20 protein-coding genes are annotated in these 17,592 nt (G+C 35.8%); 6 read left to right on the top strand and 14 right to left on the bottom strand.

Annotated elements, in window-relative coordinates:
- Both U6A24_RS14790 and U6A24_RS14785 read left to right on the top strand, forming a co-directional pair.
- A partial coding sequence (locus tag U6A24_RS14790; RefSeq protein ID WP_324180768.1) for a T9SS type B sorting domain-containing protein occupies window positions 1-843 on the top strand: 843 nt, incomplete at its 5' end.
- A 397-nt stretch (window positions 844-1,240) separates the two neighbouring features.
- Window positions 1,241-1,918 carry a class I SAM-dependent methyltransferase gene (locus U6A24_RS14785; protein WP_324180767.1) on the top strand — a complete coding sequence of 226 codons (678 nt, stop codon included), beginning with the start codon at window positions 1,241-1,243 and terminating at the stop codon, window positions 1,916-1,918.
- A gap of 41 nt (window positions 1,919-1,959) precedes the next feature.
- Here U6A24_RS14785 and U6A24_RS14780 read toward each other — a convergent pair whose 3' ends face one another.
- The 7 genes from U6A24_RS14780 to epsC all read right to left on the bottom strand — a co-directional run bounded on the left by U6A24_RS14780 (window position 1,960) and on the right by epsC (window position 7,724).
- Window positions 1,960-3,165 carry a PDZ domain-containing protein gene (locus U6A24_RS14780; protein ID WP_324180766.1) on the bottom strand — a complete coding sequence of 402 codons (1,206 nt, stop codon included), beginning with the start codon at window positions 3,163-3,165 and terminating at the stop codon, window positions 1,960-1,962.
- Window positions 3,166-3,289: 124 nt separating this feature from the next.
- Window positions 3,290-3,877, bottom strand: a complete 588-nt coding sequence (locus U6A24_RS14775) for a DUF1349 domain-containing protein (RefSeq protein WP_324180765.1) — start codon at window positions 3,875-3,877, stop codon at window positions 3,290-3,292.
- A 203-nt stretch (window positions 3,878-4,080) separates the two neighbouring features.
- A complete protein-coding gene (locus U6A24_RS14770; RefSeq protein ID WP_324180764.1) occupies window positions 4,081-4,758 on the bottom strand; it encodes a cation:proton antiporter in 678 nt (225 codons plus the stop codon).
- 34 nt (window positions 4,759-4,792) lie between these two features.
- Entirely contained in the window at window positions 4,793-5,341 is a 549-nt protein-coding gene (locus U6A24_RS14765) for a cation:proton antiporter (RefSeq protein ID WP_324180763.1), read from the bottom strand.
- 56 nt (window positions 5,342-5,397) lie between these two features.
- Window positions 5,398-5,787 carry a nuclear transport factor 2 family protein gene (locus U6A24_RS14760; protein WP_324180762.1) on the bottom strand — a complete coding sequence of 130 codons (390 nt, stop codon included), beginning with the start codon at window positions 5,785-5,787 and terminating at the stop codon, window positions 5,398-5,400.
- A gap of 261 nt (window positions 5,788-6,048) precedes the next feature.
- Window positions 6,049-6,933 (bottom strand): cysteine synthase CysM, encoded by an 885-nt coding sequence (gene cysM / locus U6A24_RS14755; protein WP_324180761.1) that lies wholly within the window; start codon window positions 6,931-6,933, stop codon window positions 6,049-6,051.
- On the bottom strand, window positions 6,933-7,724 hold the full coding sequence (gene epsC, locus U6A24_RS14750) for a serine O-acetyltransferase EpsC (protein ID WP_324180760.1): 792 nt from the start codon (window positions 7,722-7,724) through the stop codon (window positions 6,933-6,935). The genes cysM and epsC overlap by 1 nt, the downstream gene beginning before the upstream one ends.
- 313 nt (window positions 7,725-8,037) lie before the next feature.
- On the opposite strand from epsC, the gene U6A24_RS14745 reads away from it, so the two are divergent.
- The 3 genes from U6A24_RS14745 (at window position 8,038) to U6A24_RS14735 (ending at window position 10,402) form a co-directional block, all read left to right on the top strand.
- Window positions 8,038-8,457: a CBS domain-containing protein gene (locus U6A24_RS14745; protein ID WP_324180759.1), complete on the top strand. Its 420-nt coding sequence runs from the start codon at window positions 8,038-8,040 to the stop codon at window positions 8,455-8,457.
- A gap of 161 nt (window positions 8,458-8,618) precedes the next feature.
- A complete protein-coding gene (locus U6A24_RS14740) occupies window positions 8,619-9,299 on the top strand; it encodes a DUF2461 domain-containing protein (protein WP_324180758.1) in 681 nt (226 codons plus the stop codon).
- 113 nt (window positions 9,300-9,412) lie between these two features.
- Entirely contained in the window at window positions 9,413-10,402 is a 990-nt protein-coding gene (locus tag U6A24_RS14735) for a type I glyceraldehyde-3-phosphate dehydrogenase (RefSeq protein ID WP_324180757.1), read from the top strand.
- Between the two features lie 73 nt (window positions 10,403-10,475).
- Here the strand turns inward: U6A24_RS14735 and U6A24_RS14730 are convergent, their stop codons facing one another.
- From U6A24_RS14730 to U6A24_RS14705, 6 genes are all read right to left on the bottom strand, one after another.
- Window positions 10,476-11,225 (bottom strand): SDR family NAD(P)-dependent oxidoreductase, encoded by a 750-nt coding sequence (locus tag U6A24_RS14730; RefSeq protein ID WP_324180756.1) that lies wholly within the window; start codon window positions 11,223-11,225, stop codon window positions 10,476-10,478.
- Between the two features lie 15 nt (window positions 11,226-11,240).
- Complete coding sequence (locus U6A24_RS14725; RefSeq protein WP_324180755.1) at window positions 11,241-11,837, bottom strand: FMN-dependent NADH-azoreductase; 597 nt, start codon at window positions 11,835-11,837, stop codon at window positions 11,241-11,243.
- A 54-nt stretch (window positions 11,838-11,891) separates the two neighbouring features.
- Complete coding sequence (locus U6A24_RS14720) at window positions 11,892-12,473, bottom strand: TetR/AcrR family transcriptional regulator (protein WP_324180754.1); 582 nt, start codon at window positions 12,471-12,473, stop codon at window positions 11,892-11,894.
- 79 nt (window positions 12,474-12,552) lie between these two features.
- Complete coding sequence (locus tag U6A24_RS14715; protein ID WP_324180753.1) at window positions 12,553-13,080, bottom strand: GNAT family N-acetyltransferase; 528 nt, start codon at window positions 13,078-13,080, stop codon at window positions 12,553-12,555.
- A 10-nt stretch (window positions 13,081-13,090) separates the two neighbouring features.
- Window positions 13,091-13,840 carry a C40 family peptidase gene (locus tag U6A24_RS14710; protein ID WP_324180752.1) on the bottom strand — a complete coding sequence of 250 codons (750 nt, stop codon included), beginning with the start codon at window positions 13,838-13,840 and terminating at the stop codon, window positions 13,091-13,093.
- Window positions 13,841-13,870: 30 nt separating this feature from the next.
- Entirely contained in the window at window positions 13,871-15,049 is a 1,179-nt protein-coding gene (locus U6A24_RS14705; RefSeq protein ID WP_324180751.1) for an acetyl-CoA C-acyltransferase, read from the bottom strand.
- 175 nt (window positions 15,050-15,224) lie between these two features.
- Between U6A24_RS14705 and U6A24_RS14700 the strand changes: the two genes are divergently transcribed.
- Window positions 15,225-17,270: an HD family phosphohydrolase gene (locus U6A24_RS14700; RefSeq protein ID WP_324180750.1), complete on the top strand. Its 2,046-nt coding sequence runs from the start codon at window positions 15,225-15,227 to the stop codon at window positions 17,268-17,270.
- Window positions 17,271-17,302: 32 nt separating this feature from the next.
- Here the strand turns inward: U6A24_RS14700 and U6A24_RS14695 are convergent, their stop codons facing one another.
- Complete coding sequence (locus tag U6A24_RS14695; RefSeq protein WP_324180749.1) at window positions 17,303-17,578, bottom strand: DUF3817 domain-containing protein; 276 nt, start codon at window positions 17,576-17,578, stop codon at window positions 17,303-17,305.
- Window positions 17,579-17,592: the final 14 nt, after the last annotated feature.

Raw genomic sequence — 17,592 nt, 5'->3', positions numbered from 1 at the left:
AGTGAAACTGCAACGGCAACCGCCACAGTGACCGTGGAAGAGTATTTGGACAATTTGGTGGCCATTGCCAAAGATATCACTGTGCAGTTGGATGCCAGCGGGCAGGTAAGCATCGCTCCTGAGGATGTGGACGATGGCTCTGGCAGGAACGGTTGTAACAACTCCGATCCTATTTTTATAAGCCTCGACAAAACTACTTTTGGCTGTAACGATGTAGGCACGGTGAGCGTTGTGCTTACGGCAACGCAAGGTAGTGAAACTGCAACGGCAACCGCCACAGTGACCGTGGAAGAGTATTTGGACAATTTGGTGGCCATTGCCAAAGATATCACTGTGCAGTTGGATGCCAGCGGGCAGGTAAGCATCGCTCCTGAGAAGGTGAACAATGGTTCCAATTATGGTTGTGACAACATCCCAAACCTAAGTTTGGATAGGGATACGTTTACCTGTGATGATGTGGGCATCCCGGTAACGGTAACCCTTACCGCTACCCATGGCAATAATTCGGATACAACAACAGCCACAGTGACCGTTGAAGCGGCTGGCAATTGCGAGTCAGAGCCAAAGCCTGTCGCAGATTTCAATAGAGGATTTTCTCCTAATGGCGATGGCATTGCCGATACTTTGGTGATCGAAGGCCTTGAAAAATATCAAAACAACGTGGTGAAGATATACAACCTGAGCCAACGCTTGCTGTTCAACGCTCATTATAGGGGACCCGGCGATGCCTGGGACGGTACCCATAAAGGCAAACTGGTTCCTGTTGGTTCCTATTTATGTGTGATCGACTACAAGGAACGGGGGCTGGACCAAGAGGCAAGGATGATTTATGTGAATTATTGATGAAATTTCCGTTTTCTGTATTTGTGCATTATTTTTTTAAATTTTGATTGACTTTATCAAAAATTGGCGCTGCCGAGTTAAAACTTAGCACTTCCCGAGGATGCTATGGGCCGTTTTAACCTTCTGAAGGGCCATTTTAACCTTCTCGAAGGCCATTTTAACGAAGTGTTAGGCTATGATAGCACAAAATTGAGACCATCTTGTCTAAATTTTAATTGTTTAGGTCTAATTTTGGATCATTACGGCTCAATTTTTAACTCCTAAGGTCTAATTTCTATCGTATTTTGCTTAATAGAAGTCCTTTTTGGCCCGACAGGAGGTATTTTTAGTACAACTGATTAATGAACACTACCTCTAAGAGGTTTTGTAGGTTTGTTTTACTACATTTAACATATTGATGAAGAAAAAGGAGAACAATACCGCTAAAAGAATAAAGAAACCATGGCCCACCAAAGATGTGATGGAACAGATTTATGAAAAGAACCTTTGGGGAGGTGATACATCAGATTTTTATTCGGGTAAGGGATCCCATGATCCTGAAACCGTAAATCCATATATTGCTGAGGTAACCTCATTTTTAACTTCTTTTAAAAGTCCGATAACAGTTTGTGATTTGGGTTGTGGGGATTTTAATGTGGGATCTGTATTGGTACCGCATGCCAAGGACTATATTGCCATAGATATTGTATCCGAACTTATTGAACGTAATAAAGAGAAATTTACCGCAAAAAACCTAGAATTCTATTGCCTTGATATTGCTACCGATGATTTACCCGTTGGCGATTGCGCTTTGGTAAGACAAGTATTGCAACATTTATCGAATGCTGAAGTACAACGCATACTTAATAAGCTTACTGCTTTTAGATATGTAATTTTAACCGAGCATGTGCCCGAAGGAGATTTTATGCCTAATAAAGATATTATTTCGGGTCAGGGGATTCGACTAAAAAAACAAAGTGGTTTGGATGTGTTGGCCCCGCCATTTAATTTTACGGTTAAAGAAGAAAAAAAACTGTTATCAGTTCCTTTAGAAGATGGTAAAGGTGTTATAATTACTACGTTATATGTAATGTAATAATTATTACTATCGGATATACGCGTATATGCAAACGGTTTTTACTCCACTTGGAATAACTTGGATTTAATAATTTCAATATTCAATAATTCATTTCCTCGTTTGACTTTAAGTCGAATAGGTTCATCAGCTTTTAAAAGTTCTTTGGTACCATTATAAAAGTCACAATAAGTACCTTGGTTAACCATTTTATCATTTATTGAAATCACCACATCGTTTAATTTCAATCCTTTTTTATCGGCGGATAGACCTTTAAAAATCTTACTTACATAAACATTGTTTTCATTTCTGTTAAGATCGAAACCAAAAGAACTCTTAGGTTGTACTTCTTCCTTTTTTTCAATAGGAGTAAGGAAAAGTTCTTTTTCTTCAAAATTTAAAGTAACAATAAAGTATTTTGCTATTTTGCTACCAATAAGGTTGTAATTATTAGATTTTGAGTAATAGACAACTTGGCTTGGTATACTAGAGTTTCCTATTTCAAAACTTTTTATGTTTTTGATAAATATATTTTCATTAAGAATTCCATTCGCGCTTACTGCGCCTTCGCCGGTAACTTCTACCATTTTTTGAGAGTTTATACTTTTTCCTTCAGCTTCGGTAAGTGAAATAAATCCACCATATCCAAAGTCCAGGAGAAAAGATTTAGTTTTTCCATTAATTTTTGCCTTTACAAACGGATTAAAAACTTTATCGAGCTTTACTTTTAGTTTGATTGCATTATCCAGATTATCTAGCTTGTTAATGTCATCGGTTAATACAATTTTTTTCTCGGGTGCATTTATTTGCCAAACCGCATTTTTAATAATGCTTTTACCAATAAGCCCCCCATTTGTGTAACAGTTAATTTGTGGTGAATCTTTGAAGTCGAAATTAAATGCTCCAATTTCTTTGAACTGAACCCCTGCAATATCAACTGTTGGTATTTTTGTTAGTATTATATTGGATTTTAATTGATTTGCACTTCCCACTTCAACTTCCATTAAATTTGGTAGTTTGTTTCTGGAAATGATTTCTGAAGTAACCGTATTATAACCTCCTGTGTCAAAAATATAATCATAAACATCATCTCCAATTTTTACGGGGATTATAAAATACCCAAATTTATCTTGAAAAGATATTTCTTTAAAGAATTCGACATCTTCTAGTTTTACAGAGTTAACAAGTTCTAATTGTTCTTTTGCTGATTGACCATAAGTAAAACTGAAGTATAACAAAAATAATGTAAGAGAGATGATTTTTTGCATGATGTACCATTTTCTATATAGACGAAAAAAAGAGATAAAAGGTTGCCTGAAGTTTAATTTTTTTAGTGGCTATAAAACTTCTCACATCCTATACATGTGTAGTGTGAATTCTAAGTCTTTTCTTCTACGAGTTTTGCCGTAACCATTCAATTCTTCTCTTATCGGGCAGGTGTTTGATAACAAAATCTTCAAATAATGCTTCGAATCCATTCCCGTCTGGTGAAGCAGCGGTTATTCCAGCCATTACTGGGATGTTATCAGGAAAATAGGCCAATCGTATTAGTGTGTAATCCTTATCGTTTAATGAATATTCTATTTCTATGGCGTCCAATCTACGTGTCACTTTAAGCCAAACCGAGTCAGGTTTTTGCTGTAACTCGACCATACTCCAATCGCTGTTTTTGTGTGTAACCACAGCACTTATATTAATTCTCTCATTTACATATTCTACACCAGTCTTGATCCAGGTTTTTTCATCTACTCTTATCATCGCTCCCATTTGATCAAATCTACTTTTGTAGGCCCCGGTGATCTTTACCTTTAACTCGAATTCGCCACCTATTTGGGCATAATAAAAAGGACCATCGTCTATGGTAAATCCGTAGTGGGTCCTTCTCCAGAAATCTGTATTGGGGGTTACGTACATAGACAATGAAGAGTCATTAATTAGTTCCCATGTATCAGGTTCATTAAACCATTGCATCTGTTTCATTAGTTACTTTTTTTGAAGGCCTATTACTAATTGTAATAAGCACGTGTGGGTCTATTATCTCAAAGATAATGAACAAATGTTTACAAAATAGAGCAGGAATGGATTTGATAATTTTGATCTTTTTGGCTCTTAAAAGATGATCATTTTTGATTTAGAGATGGTTCTATAGGTTAATCTATATAATGTATTCTCGTTTTTTGTAATTAATTCATGTCTTTGTTTAATCCCATACGACGTGCTTGAAAGCCTATAAGAGGGCCTGCCAAAATTGAGGAAAGAAGTGCCGCAAATACAATCGCTACAAATATTGATTGTCCTATAAGTTCGAGTTCAAGTGCAAGTGTCGCTACTACAATTTCCATAGCTCCTCCTGGAATGAAGATCAAACCCATTAATAAGGATAGTTTTGGAGATTGTTTGCCTAATCTTGCTCCAATCCATGCTCCTATGAATTTGCCTAAAATGGCAACAGCAGTAAAGATAATAGTGGGCCATATTTCTAGACCCAACAAGAAATCAATTTTGAGACCAAGTGTTGCAAAGAAAAGCGGAACAAAGATCGCATGCAAGGTTTCAGATACACTATTACGAAGATTGGGAGATACACTTTTTGCGCTGCCTACCATAATACCGGCAAGAAAGAAACCTAAAATTGCATGAATGCCTAACCATTGTGTAACTGCTCCGCAAAGTAGTCCGGCACTAACGATCAAGGTTTGTGCTGCCGCTGGTTGGGCCAATGAGGTTGTTTCAACACGTTTCAGGGCGGCGCTTAAAACTCTACCACCAAAAGTAATAGTTATGAAGACAAAAACAGTAATACTTAATGCAGCGCCTATTAGTTCAATTAGATTCATAGCGTTTGCCGTGGTTAATGACATAACCACGGCAAATAAAAACCATCCAAATAGATCATTAATAGCACATGCTGCTAGTGCAAGAGGATCCTTCTGATGTTTTGCTTATTTTGAGATCGCCCAGGGCTCGTGCAACTACAGATATTGCGGTTATAGATCCAGCTACCGACAAAAACAAAGCAAATGAGAGTGGAGTTGCTTTATCTCCCCAATACATAGCATCAAGAGTTCGAAATACAGGGTATCCAATAGCAAACGGAACTAAAACCCCAACTATGCCGATTAATATAGCGGCTCGACCTTTACGTAGGGCATGTCCAACATTTACATGAAACCCTGAAGAGAGTAAAAGGAAGAAGACCCCAAGCCATGAAGCTGTGTCTAACATGGTCCATTGGGTTTTATCTAGCGGAAAAAACCATGCATGTAAAGAGGGGAACAAACGACCAAATAACGTTGGCCCCAATAATATACCAGCAAGAATTTCACCTGCAAGAGCAGGAATTTTAATGGCTTCACATAAAGCACTTAAGGTTCTGGCAGCCCCTAAAAGAACAAGGACTTGCAGAAGAAAAAGTAAGATATGGTTTTCGTCGATGTAATGCATGTAATGTTTTATTTGCATTAAACACAATAAATGAATCCATGTTATTTGGTCCGAAATTATTTGGATTTGATATCATGATGGTAAATAGAGGGAATATCCCAAACCTCGACAATTTTACTATCAACGATACGCCATACCACTACAACATCTACAGTTATGTTCTCACCTTCAAAGGGCGTTTCGTGTTTTCTATGTATAACCACGAGCTCATTTCCAATTGGGGTGGCAGAAACCAGGTTTACTTTAAATGCTTCATTGGTTTGCTTTTCTATTTTTTTGAAAAAGGATTTAAAACCTTCAACCCCTACATAATCTCCGTGCACATCGGGCAGCCTGGGGTTAAAATAATGAAATACAGCATCTAATGCTATTACGTCAGAGGATCCGGCTATGTTGGTTGGATCAAATTTCTGCAATACTGCAATATTGGGGTGTTCTATATTCATGACACTAACACAATTAAGTTAAAATTATGTGTTAATTTCAGCAGAAGTTTATTTGATTACAATGACTTTGATCAGGTTACTTAATGATTTTTGTTTCTCTTCTTATTCTATACACTCAAGATTGTAGTGGGTATATTATAAAAATCATCTTGTTGCCATAGGTTAAAGCATTTTGCAACCAATTCTTTTGAATTCATTATGTATCTTTTTCAATTGGATTAGTATAGAGATAACCTATATGAAAACAAAAAAATCAAAAAACTATTCGAATAGATCTGAGCTTAGATATCGATCCCCACGATCACAAATGATAGCAACCAGGACACCACTTTTCAAGGTTTTGGCGAGTTTTAAAGCTGCGGTAACAGAACCTCCGCTACTCATTCCCGAAAACACACCTTCTTCTTTGGCCAATCGTTTTGCCATAGCCGTAGCTTCTTCTTGGCTTACTTCGATCACCTGATCTACTTTGGCAGGATTAAATATTTTGGGCAGATATTCTTTTGGCCATTTTCTAATTCCTGGTATTCTAGATTCGTCGGTAGGTTGAACCCCAACAATTTGTACTTCTTTTGATTTTTCTTTGAGATACGTTGAGGTACCCATAATGGTACCTGTTGTTCCCATAGAGGACACAAAATGTGTGATTTTACCCTCAGTATCCCGCCAGATTTCGGGCCCTGTAGTCTTATAATGTGCGCGCCAGTTGTCATCATTGGCAAACTGGTTAAGCATTACATAACCTTCATCGTTTACTTTGGCTTCAGCATAATCTCGTGCACCTTCGATACCTACATCTTCTGATGTTAGTGTAACTTTGGCACCATAGGCACGCATAGTTTGTACACGTTCTTTTGTCGAATTTTCGGGCATTACCAATTCGATATCCAGCTTAAAGATTCCTGCAATCATCGCCAAAGCAATACCGGTATTACCACTCGTAGCTTCAATAAGCTTGGTATTTTGATCAATATCACCTCGATCCAAAGCAGATTTGATCATATTATAGGCGGCACGGTCCTTTACACTTCCGCCAGGGTTATGACCTTCCAGTTTTAGGTATAAGGTAATATTCGGATTGTCTATTAAAGAAGTAGCCTTTACCAAAGGTGTATTTCCTATAAGATCTAGAATGCTGTGCGACATTAAACAACTTTTTTAATCTTGATTTCTGAAGTGTTAGAAATAATAGAGTTTTCTGGTACAGATGAAGTAATCCAAGCATTTCCTCCTATGGTACTATTGGCACCAATAACGGTGCTTCCACCCAAAATAGTAGCATTTGCATAAATGGTTACATTGTTCTCAACGGTTGGATGTCGTTTTACATTACGAAGTTTTCTGTCGACATAAAGCCCTCCTAAGGTAACTCCCTGGTATATTTTTACGTTGTCTTTGATAATAACCGTTTCCCCAATAACAATACCAGTGGCATGATCGATAAAGAAAGAATCTCCAATTTCGGCGCCTGGGTTAATATCGGTACCTGTTAATCTATGCGCATACTCTGTCATTAATCGAGGTACCATAGGTAACCCAAATTTTAAGAGCTCATGACTTAACCTATAGATAGCTATGGCATAAAATCCGGGATAAGCCATATATATTTCTTCGATAGAGTTTGCTGCAGGATCACTTTTCATAAAAGCCTGAGCATCGCGATTTAGCTTTTCAAGAATGTTTGGCAATTTTTCAAGATAAGATTGCCAAAGTTTGCTGCAAGGTTTTTCGGTTTCCCAGCAAGCGAGATCAATAAGTTCTTCAAAAGTCTTTTCCAGAAGATCAATGTTTTTTGCAACCTCGGTATCGGTATCAAACAAGGTATAAAAAAGTAAGTTGGTAAAATACTCGGTCCTCTCTTTTAATTTTAGTTTTAGATTAGGATTCTTTTTTTGTTCTTCGATCTTTGCGATGATCTGATCTCGTTCTTTGCTCATTACAATTCTTTTGAAAACTCTAGTAAATATATAGAATAAACAATACATAAGTCTTAATAAGTTGTAAATCCTTGCATTTTTAGAATAATTATAACAACTACTGTAAAAAAATTAGATTTATGCATGGTTTTAAGTTAGATACTGGTTTTTTGACCACAATTCTTTTCTGACTTTTAAAAATTATAAGAGTTAAAGTAATCGATTTGATCTAAATAATTTACGCAAACATTACTTTAAAACGTGTATACTGATATTTGTCATAATTATTATTTGATTTTGATTCTATATTGTTGCAAAATTTAAATTTAGGAGGATGAAAAAAAGAACCCTTGTTTCCAAAATTATGACTTCAGACGTAATAACATTAAACCGAACGAATAGTCTGGAAACCGCCGAAATGTTGTTTAAGAAACATAAAATACGTCATATTCCAGTGGTAAAAGGTGATGAGATAATTGGCATGTTGAGCTATACGGATTTGTTGCGTATAAGTTTTGCAGACGCTATAAACGAAAACGAACATGAAATTGATACTGTAGTTTATGAAATGTTTACAATAGAGCAAGTAATGGCAAAAAACCTTGTAAGCGTAAACTCTACAACTACCGTCAAAGAAGTTGCTGAAATATTGTCAAAAAAAGAATTTCATGCATTACCTGTAATTGATAATGGAAAATTAAAAGGAATAGTTACAACAACAGATTTAATAAATTATTTATTAGATCAATATTAGGGTAATCATTCAACATTATAAAGTTAGAAAAGGAAGTGTTTTACTTCCTTTTTTGTTAAAAGTATTCAAATAAAAGCATCAGCTTTCTATATACTACAAATTTGAGTTAAACTTTATTTTACAAAGCAGTTTTTAGTAATTTTAGGATCAAATAAGTTTTTATGAGCACCATACCAAAATCTGCATTTCAATTTTTGAAAAAATTAAAAAAGAACAATCACAAGGATTGGATGACCGAGCATAAAAAGGAATATCAGGCCAACGAAAAAGCCTTAAAAGCTTTTTATGCTTCTATAGTTGAACGTTTAAATGAGAAGGATGAAATAGAGAAGACCAAAGTGTTTAGGGTTAACCGCGATATTCGTTTTAGTAAAGATAAAACACCTTATAATGTGCATCGTAGTGCAAGTTTTAGTAGAGCCGGAGCACATAGAAGAGGAGGGTATTATCTACGATTAGAACCGGGGAACTCTATGGTGGCAGGAGGTTTTTTTGGTCCAGAACCTGCAGATTTGCTTCGAATTCGGAAAGAATTTGAAATGGATGACCAGGAAATTCGTGAAATATTGGCCGAATCAAAATTTAAAAAGGCATATGGGGGTTTTAATACCGAATACCAGGTAAAAACGGCTCCGAAAGGGTTTAGCAAAGACCACCCGGCGATAGATTTAATCAAGAATAAATCTTTTTTTGTATCCCATACGTTTACAGATGAAGAGGTTTTTGCTCCTGATTTTCTTGACAACGTAATACATCATTATGAGTTGTTAAGACCGTTTTTTGATTATATGAGTGATGTTCTTACTACAGATTTGAATGGGGTGTCGTTATTAGATGATTAAATCGTTAATTTTCGGGACTAGAGAGTAATTTTAGAGTCTTTTTTGCGACCTTATATGTGGAAATGTGCACGAGGCATGTTTCCATATTTTTTACCAACAAAAACAATAATAATATGAAGAGAATAGCTATAAATGGATTTGGAAGAATCGGGAGAGCCGCCCTAAAAGTGATTATGGATGAGCCAGGTCTGGAAGTGGTGGCGGTAAATGACTTAATGTCGATAGAAAATGCTCAATATTTGCTTAAATACGATAGTGTTTATGGCATTTATGATAAGGGCGTAAGCGCAGAAGGTGATCATCTTATAGTTGGAGATCAAAAAATCAAATACCTTAATCAAAGAGATCCAGAACAACTTCCATGGAAAGAAAATAAAATCGATATTGTTATCGAAAGTACTGGTTTTTTTACCAATCGCGAGGATGCAGAAAAACATATCAAAGCAGGGGCAACCAATGTTGTAATTTCGGGACCTACCAAAAGTAAAGATACCCCGACCGTTGTTCATGGAGTTAATACCGAAGATGGAAAAACGGCTATATTTTCTTGCGCCAGTTGTACAACGAATAATATAAGCCCGGTTGTTGAAATATTGGGAAGAACTATAGGCGTTAAAAAAGCTATTTTGAATACGATTCATGCCTATACGGCTTCTCAGGCTTTGGTCGATGCTCCTTCTAAAAAGAATTTGAGAATGGGTAGAGCAGGAGCTGTAAATCTTACGCCTACCACTACAGGGGCAGCTATTGCGACAACAAAAGCATTACCGCAATATGAAGGTAAATTTGATGGTGTAGCGGTACGAACTCCAGTTCCTGTGGGTTCAATAAGTGATGTTACTTTTATTGCAGAAAGAAATACAACACCTGAGGAAATTAATAAAATACTGCAAAAAGAGGCCAAAACAGATCGATATACTGAAGTGTTGGATGTTACCTATGAGCCAATCGTGTCATCAGACATTCAACAAAGTCCTTATGCCGCTACTGTAGATGCTTCAATGACAAGGGTTGTTGACGGAGATTTGGTTAAAGTGATGATTTGGTATGATAACGAATGGGGATTTACAAACCAGATGATTAGACAGATTAAAGAGCTTTAATTTTTTCAAAAAAAACGTAGAAAAGGTGGATTCTGTAATAGAATCCACCTTTTTCTTAGAATAAGAAGTATACTTATATTTGACTTAATCCGCCATCTACTTCAAGTTCTACTCCGTTAATGTATGTGGCATCATCTGAAGCCAGGAATAAGGCCGATTTGGCAATTTCTTCTGGAGTTCCGAAGCGTCCCAGAGGTACTTGTTGTGCAAAACCTTTTCCCATTTCATCTATGGTTTCTTGGGGTAATCCCATTTTGTCATAAATCGGAGTCGCGATTGGTCCGGGAGCAATAGAATTGACCCTTATTTTTCTAGGTTTTACTTCTGCCGTAAGCACACGTTGATAAGCTCTTAAAGCTCCTTTGGAAGCAGAATACACTCCTAAACCTTCAAAACCGCGTTGAGTGACCACAGAGTTCGTAAAAAGAATACTACCGCCATCATTAAGGTGTGGTAATGCTACTTTGGTCGCTAGAATGGGACCTTTTACATTAATGTCAAATACATAGTTGTAATGTTCTTCAGTAATCTGATCGGCAGGAGTGGGAGGTGCCACCCCAGCATTTAAGAAAAGAATATCAATTTTTCCATATTTTTTGGTTGTTTCGTCAATTAGTCTTTTGTTATCTTCTGCTTTAGCGACATCTGCTCTCACAGTGATAAAATCTCCATCCAGATCTTGAGCAACTTCTTCAAGAGCATCTAGCCGTCTTCCTGCAAGTACAACTTTGGCACCTTGTTCAAGGTATAACTTGGCTGTAGCCAATCCAATCCCACTGTTTGCACCAGTAATCACGGCTACTTTGTTTTCTAACTTTTTCATTTTTTTTGATTTATATTAATTAAGTACTAATTGATTAATTTCTTCTTTGGCGTCAGATAGGATCTTTTCAGCATTCGTCATTACCTGATCTGAGTTTATAAATTCAATATCGGTTATGCCTACAAAATTTAAAAAGGTTTTGAGATACCCAGATACGTAGTCTACTTCTGTTCCTAGTTTTGTACCTCCGGTCGTTATGATTACGAAGGCTTTTTTACCTTTCAGAAGCCCTTCAGGACCTTTTTCGGTATACTTGAAACTTGTACCTGCTCTGGCAATTAGATCTATATATGCTTTTAAACCTGCAGTCACGCCAAAATTATACATAGGGACAGCGAATATGTAGGCATCAGCATTTGCAAATTCCTGAGAAAGGACATCGGATGCTTTTACTGCTTCTTTTTGGATTACAGTTCTTTGATTATCTGGTGTGAAATAAGCGGTTACGCTATCTTCATTACCTAATTTTACTAAGTCATCGTAATACACATCTCTGGATAAGGTGCTGTAATTACCCTCATTCTCTAGTTTTTGTTGTAAAACATCGGCAAGTTGTCTACTTAAAGATTCTGTTTTTCTGGGGCTACTGTCTATTCTTAAAAGTGTTTTCATGATTATTTATTTTTATTTGAAACATTCGTTTCAAAATATGTTAAAAAAAATATGTTATAATAAAACCTTAAGTATAGTATCGATAAGGTTTCTTAAATCTTGTTCATTAGTATTTAATATACCAGTCATACGTAATCCTTGAATAGAGGAGTAAAGGTATAATGCATATTGACCGGCTGTTTGATTTTCATTGAAAATTTTTTCCATCTGCCCGTTATGTACAACATTCCCTAGCATAGCTATAGATTGTTCTTGATTTTGTTCCATAAAAGATTTGATCAAGGGTTCTTGATTGGCCATTTCGGATTTACAGTTTACAATGAGGCATCCTTTTTTATCGCCGTCATTCAGAATATCGGACAGGTATATTTCAAAAATAGACTTAAGGGTATCTAATGCATTATGAGCATGGGCCAACTCTTTATTCATTTGTTTTTTGCCGCTAGATTGGTAAAAAGAGAGTACTTGCATGAATAATCCCAATTTACTTCCAAAAGAATTGTAGATGCTCGATCTATTAAGTGTAGTTGCATCTACCAAATCTTGCATAGATGTACCATTATATCCCTTTTTATGGAATACTTCAGTTGCATTTTGCAACACTTGGTTTCTATCGAATGTTTCTACTTTTGGCATTTTAATTGAAATGAACGTTTCAAAATTAAATAAAAAATGAATTGCTAAATGTTATCAAAATCATAATTTTTTTATATGGTCATAACCTAAGTTTCATCATTACATCGGTCTGATCCTCTGTACCCAATACAAATGGATGTTTATCAAAGATTTTGAAACCATTTCGTTCATAGAATTTAATGGCTCCCGGATTTTGATCCCATACACCAAGCCAAATAAAGTCTACATTTTTCTCACGGGCTACTTGCAGCGATTTGTTGAACAACACCTGACCAATATTTTTTCCTTGAAATTCTTTTACAACATAAATTCTTTCAATTTCAATTGAATTTCCTTTAACCGACTCTGTTTGTGCGTTATTAGAGTTCAGTTTTATATATCCAACGATTTGATCTTGTAGCTTAGCGAAAAAGAAGATAGAGTTAACGTTGGTCAACTCCTTTGTAATTTGCTCTAAAGTAAATTTTTCTTGCAAATAACTTTGAATGTTTTTCTCGGTATTTACAGGAGGGCCAAATGCGTCATAAAAAGTTCTATAGCCAATATCTACGAGCTTTTCTCTATCCTCAAGTCGCACTTGTACTATTTTCACTTCCTGAGAATTCATAAGAGTACCATTAGATAATACGTTTTATTACTCTCAGGTTATGAGTATGTGTTCGTTTTTCGGCATTATAAATTCCAGTATGGTCTATGCGATCCACACGCACTTTTCCGTGCGCATGGATAATATAGTTGTCTTTCATCATAATACCTACATGTATAATATTTCCTTCTTCATTATCAAAAAAGGCAAGATCGCCAGGTTCGCTTTCTTCTATAAAACTTAAAGGATCTCCTTGGGTAGCTTGTTGCGATGCATCTCGCAACAATTTATGGCCGTTTAATTTATAGACCATTTGTGTAAAGCCACTACAGTCTATACCGAAAGTTGTTTTTCCACCCCATAAGTATGGTGTGTTTAAGTACATGAATGCGGTTTCGACAAGATGTTCTTTAGGTTGTTTCTGGATAATCTTGTGTCCGTCATAGGTGTGCTTAAGAAAATCTAGGGCACCTAAAGAGGCTCCCATAGGAACAGGCATTAAGTGATTTTCATTACAGTTTATAAATTCAACCAAATCTCCTGCGAGACATAAATCTTGCAGGTCAAAAGTTTTATAGTCTTCTTCTGTAATTTCTAAGTACTGTTTATTATCTATCCAACCTTCGTATTTATCAAAGGCGAGTCGAACTTTGCTCCATTTTTTACGTTGTTCCAGTACCTTAAAATGTTCACCATACAGTACCTGAGTTACCATTTCGCTTGGGTCACTAGGTTCTGCTCTTAATGGGACAATACTTAAATTGCAAATGCCGTATAGCATGTAATTTGGTTAGAAATTTAAATAAAATTATTAGACTCTTTCTATAACCATTGCAGAGGCTCCACCACCACCGTTACAAATGGCTGCAGCTCCAATTTTGGCATTATTTTGCTCTAAAACACTCATTAGGGTGATAAGAATTCTTACTCCCGAACATCCAAGAGGGTGTCCTAGAGAAACTGCACCACCATTAACATTGGTGTTTTTATCACTAAGTCCTAGTATTTTCAGGTTGGCCAATCCAACTACAGAAAAAGCTTCATTAAATTCGAAGAAGTCTACATCATCAAGAGTGATTCCAGCTTTATTAATTGCTTTGGGTAACGCTTTTGCAGGTGCTGTAGTGAACCATTTTGGCTCATGAGCGGCATCGGCATAACTTTTTATCTTCACCAATGGTTTAAGACCAAGCTCGGCAGCTTTCTCGGCACTCATTACCACTACGGCCCCGGCCCCGTCATTAATTGTAGAAGCATTTGCTGCAGTTACGGTTCCATCTTTACTAAATGCAGGTCGTAATGCTGGTATTTTTTCCATTTTTACGTTTTTGTACTCTTCGTCTTCTGTAACCATAATAGGTTCACCACGACGTTGTGGTACTGCAACGGGAACTACTTCGTTATCAAATTTACCTTCGGCCCAAGCTTTTGCAGATCTTTCATAAGATTGTATTGCAAAGGCATCTTGATCTTCTCTACTAAATTCATATTCATTTGCACATAAATCTGCACATACCCCCATAGCATTACCATCGTACACATCTACCAATCCATCTCTTTGCATACCATCTTCTAGAGTTTGCGGACCAAATTTATGTCCTGCTCTTAATCTAACATAATGAGGAATAAGACTCATACTTTCCATACCACCAGCAACGATAATATCAGCATCTCCAAGGGCAATTGCCTGTGCTGCATGCATTACCGCTTTCATACCACTGGCACATACTTTATTTACGGTAGTACAAGGAACAGTATCACTTATTCCAGCTGCTAATGCTGCTTGTCTAGCTGGAGCTTGTCCATTTCCTGCTTGTACAACATTTCCCATAAAAACTTCTTGCACAAGTGATGGATCAAGGTTTATTTTGTCTAGCGCACCTTTAATGGCAGTTGCACCCAATTGCGTAGCAGGTACAGTGGATAAACTTCCTAAAAAACTACCTATAGGTGTTCTGGCTGCAGAGACAATTACTACTTCTTTACTCATTATATATAATTTAAATTGTGTGTATTGTTTGTGCGAATTTAAGGATTTTTAAAGGATAAAATAACAGTAAACAGCTAAGAGTTATCATATGCTAGGTTATAATTCTTAATTATAGAATCTTACCATGTACTTCTAAGTTTGATTTACTACTTTTGATAAACTTATATTAATTGTTTTGAAAAGATTTTTAGATAAATTTTATAAGAAGAAATCCACAATATATAAGGTTTTTCTTTTTATATGTACTGCTGCACTTATTGTGTATTTATTTCCGAAAGGAGGAATTTTTAAATACGAATTTATAAAGGGTAAACCCTGGCAATATGAGAATTTATATGCCCCTTTTGATTTTGCTATTGCCAAGACGCAACAGGAAATTGAAACGGAAAAAAAGCGAATTACCGATAATATAATTCCTTATTTCGAGTATGATACTATTGTAGCCAATACTGCCAAAGAAGCTTATGAGGAAGCTTTTATAAGTAATCTGAAAACTCTTAACCAAAGTAGTACTCGTGATCAAGCAAAGCTTTTTGGTAGAATTTTATTAAATGATATTTATCGATATGGTGTTCTTCAGGAAACCTATTCTTATGGAGATAAAAGACAAATATTCCTGAATAAAGGAAATGAGGCTGAAGCCATTACGTATGGACAGATTCTTACTTCTAATGAAGTAACAAGGCTTATTAATTCAAGGATTGACAAAAGCGAATATGTTAAGTTTAAAAGTGGATTTGTAGCTTTATTTTTTGATTTGGTTAAACCCAATGTGAGGTTGAATGACAAACTTACTCAAAGTACATTAGAAACCGAACTTGGCAAAGTACTTACCTCAAGAGGCGGTGTTACCAAAGGGAGTAGAATTATTGCCAAAGGTGAAGTTGTAGAAGGGGATACATTGCAAATTCTTAATTCGTTAAAGGCAGAATATGAGTCCCAGGTCTGGAGTGATAAAAATTTCTACTGGATTGTTTTGGGGTATTGTTTACTTGTTTCTCTTGCGTTGATGATGCTCCTTTTGTTCGTTAGAAAATATCGCAAGGATATTTATGAAAATAATACCCAGGTAACTTTTATTTTTTTCAATATCATTTTTATGGTATTGGTTACGACATTGGTTGTGAAATATAGGTCTGAGTATATTTACGTAGTTCCATTATGTATTCTTCCTCTAGTATTGAAGGCATTTTTTGATTCCAGACTGGGAATGTTTACGCATGTAATTACGGTTTTAATTCTTGGTTTTGTAGTCCCCAATAGTTATGAATATACATTTTTACAAATTATAGCGGGGATTGTTACTATTCTCACTATATCAGAATCATTTAAAAGAGCAAATCTTTTTGTTTCGGTAGGTCAGATTACTATAATCTATATTATAGCATATATTGCTTTTCACCTTATTCATGAAGGAAGTATAAGTAACATAGATGTAACTACGGTAATTTTATTTGTGATTAGTGGATTTGCGACACTTATCGTACATCCATTAATTTATGCATACGAAAAGATTTTTGGTTTAATTTCTGATGTATCTTTACTAGAGCTTAGTGATACAAATTCTGTCTTATTAAAAGAACTATCAAATAAAGCTCCAGGGACATTTCATCATTCCTTAAATGTGGCGAATATAGCTGAAGCCGCGGCCAACGAAATAGGAGCCAATGCTATGTTGGTTAGAGTAGGTGCTTTATATCATGATATTGGTAAAATGATTAATCCTACATATTTTACAGAGAATCAATCGGCCTCGGGTAATGCTCACGATGTATTATCACCAAAAGAAAGTGCCAGGATCATTATTAATCATGTGATTAGGGGAGTAGAAATTGCAAAGAAGTACAAATTACCTGATCGTGTCATTGATTTTATTAGAACACATCATGGTACAAGTACTGTCTACTATTTTTATTCAAAGGAAAAGGAAAGTAATGAAAATGTAAATGTTGAAGACTTTCAATACCCCGGACCTAAACCTTTTTCAAAAGAAACGGCAATTTTGATGATGAGTGATAGTGTAGAGGCAGCTTCAAAAAGTTTAAAAAATCCAACCAGTAGCTTAATCGATACTTTTGTTGAAAAGATTATTACTAAGCAAATGGAAGATGGTCAATTTATCAATGCCAATATCACTTTTAAAGAAATACAACAAATTAAAAAGGTATTTAAGCGAAAACTAACGAACATCTACCACCTTAGGATTGAGTATCCAGAATAGGCGTTTTTTTGAGTAAGAGGTAGTTTTTATCTTTAATCCTTAAGATATTTTTTGTCCATCCAAAATGTCCCAAATGGTATTATAGAGCATAAAAGTACAATACCTAAGGTCTTGTTGTTCCAATGTTTTTCTGGTTTGATAACAAATGCGAAAACAATATAGGCCAAAAATAAAAAACCATGAGCCATACCAATTACTTTGTTAGGTTGTGGCGACTCGAAAAGATATTTTAGGGGCATAGTCACAAAAAGAATCAACAGGTACGAAATTCCTTCTAGGTAACTTATAATTCTGAAACTGGTGTTCATAAAATTTGTTTTTT

This window comes from Aquimarina gracilis (assembly GCF_035285365.1).
Taxonomy (GTDB): Bacteria; Bacteroidota; Bacteroidia; order Flavobacteriales; family Flavobacteriaceae; genus Aquimarina; species Aquimarina gracilis.
The sequence above is the reverse complement of the archived record's forward strand: the minus strand, read 5'-3'. Positions and strand labels throughout refer to the sequence as shown.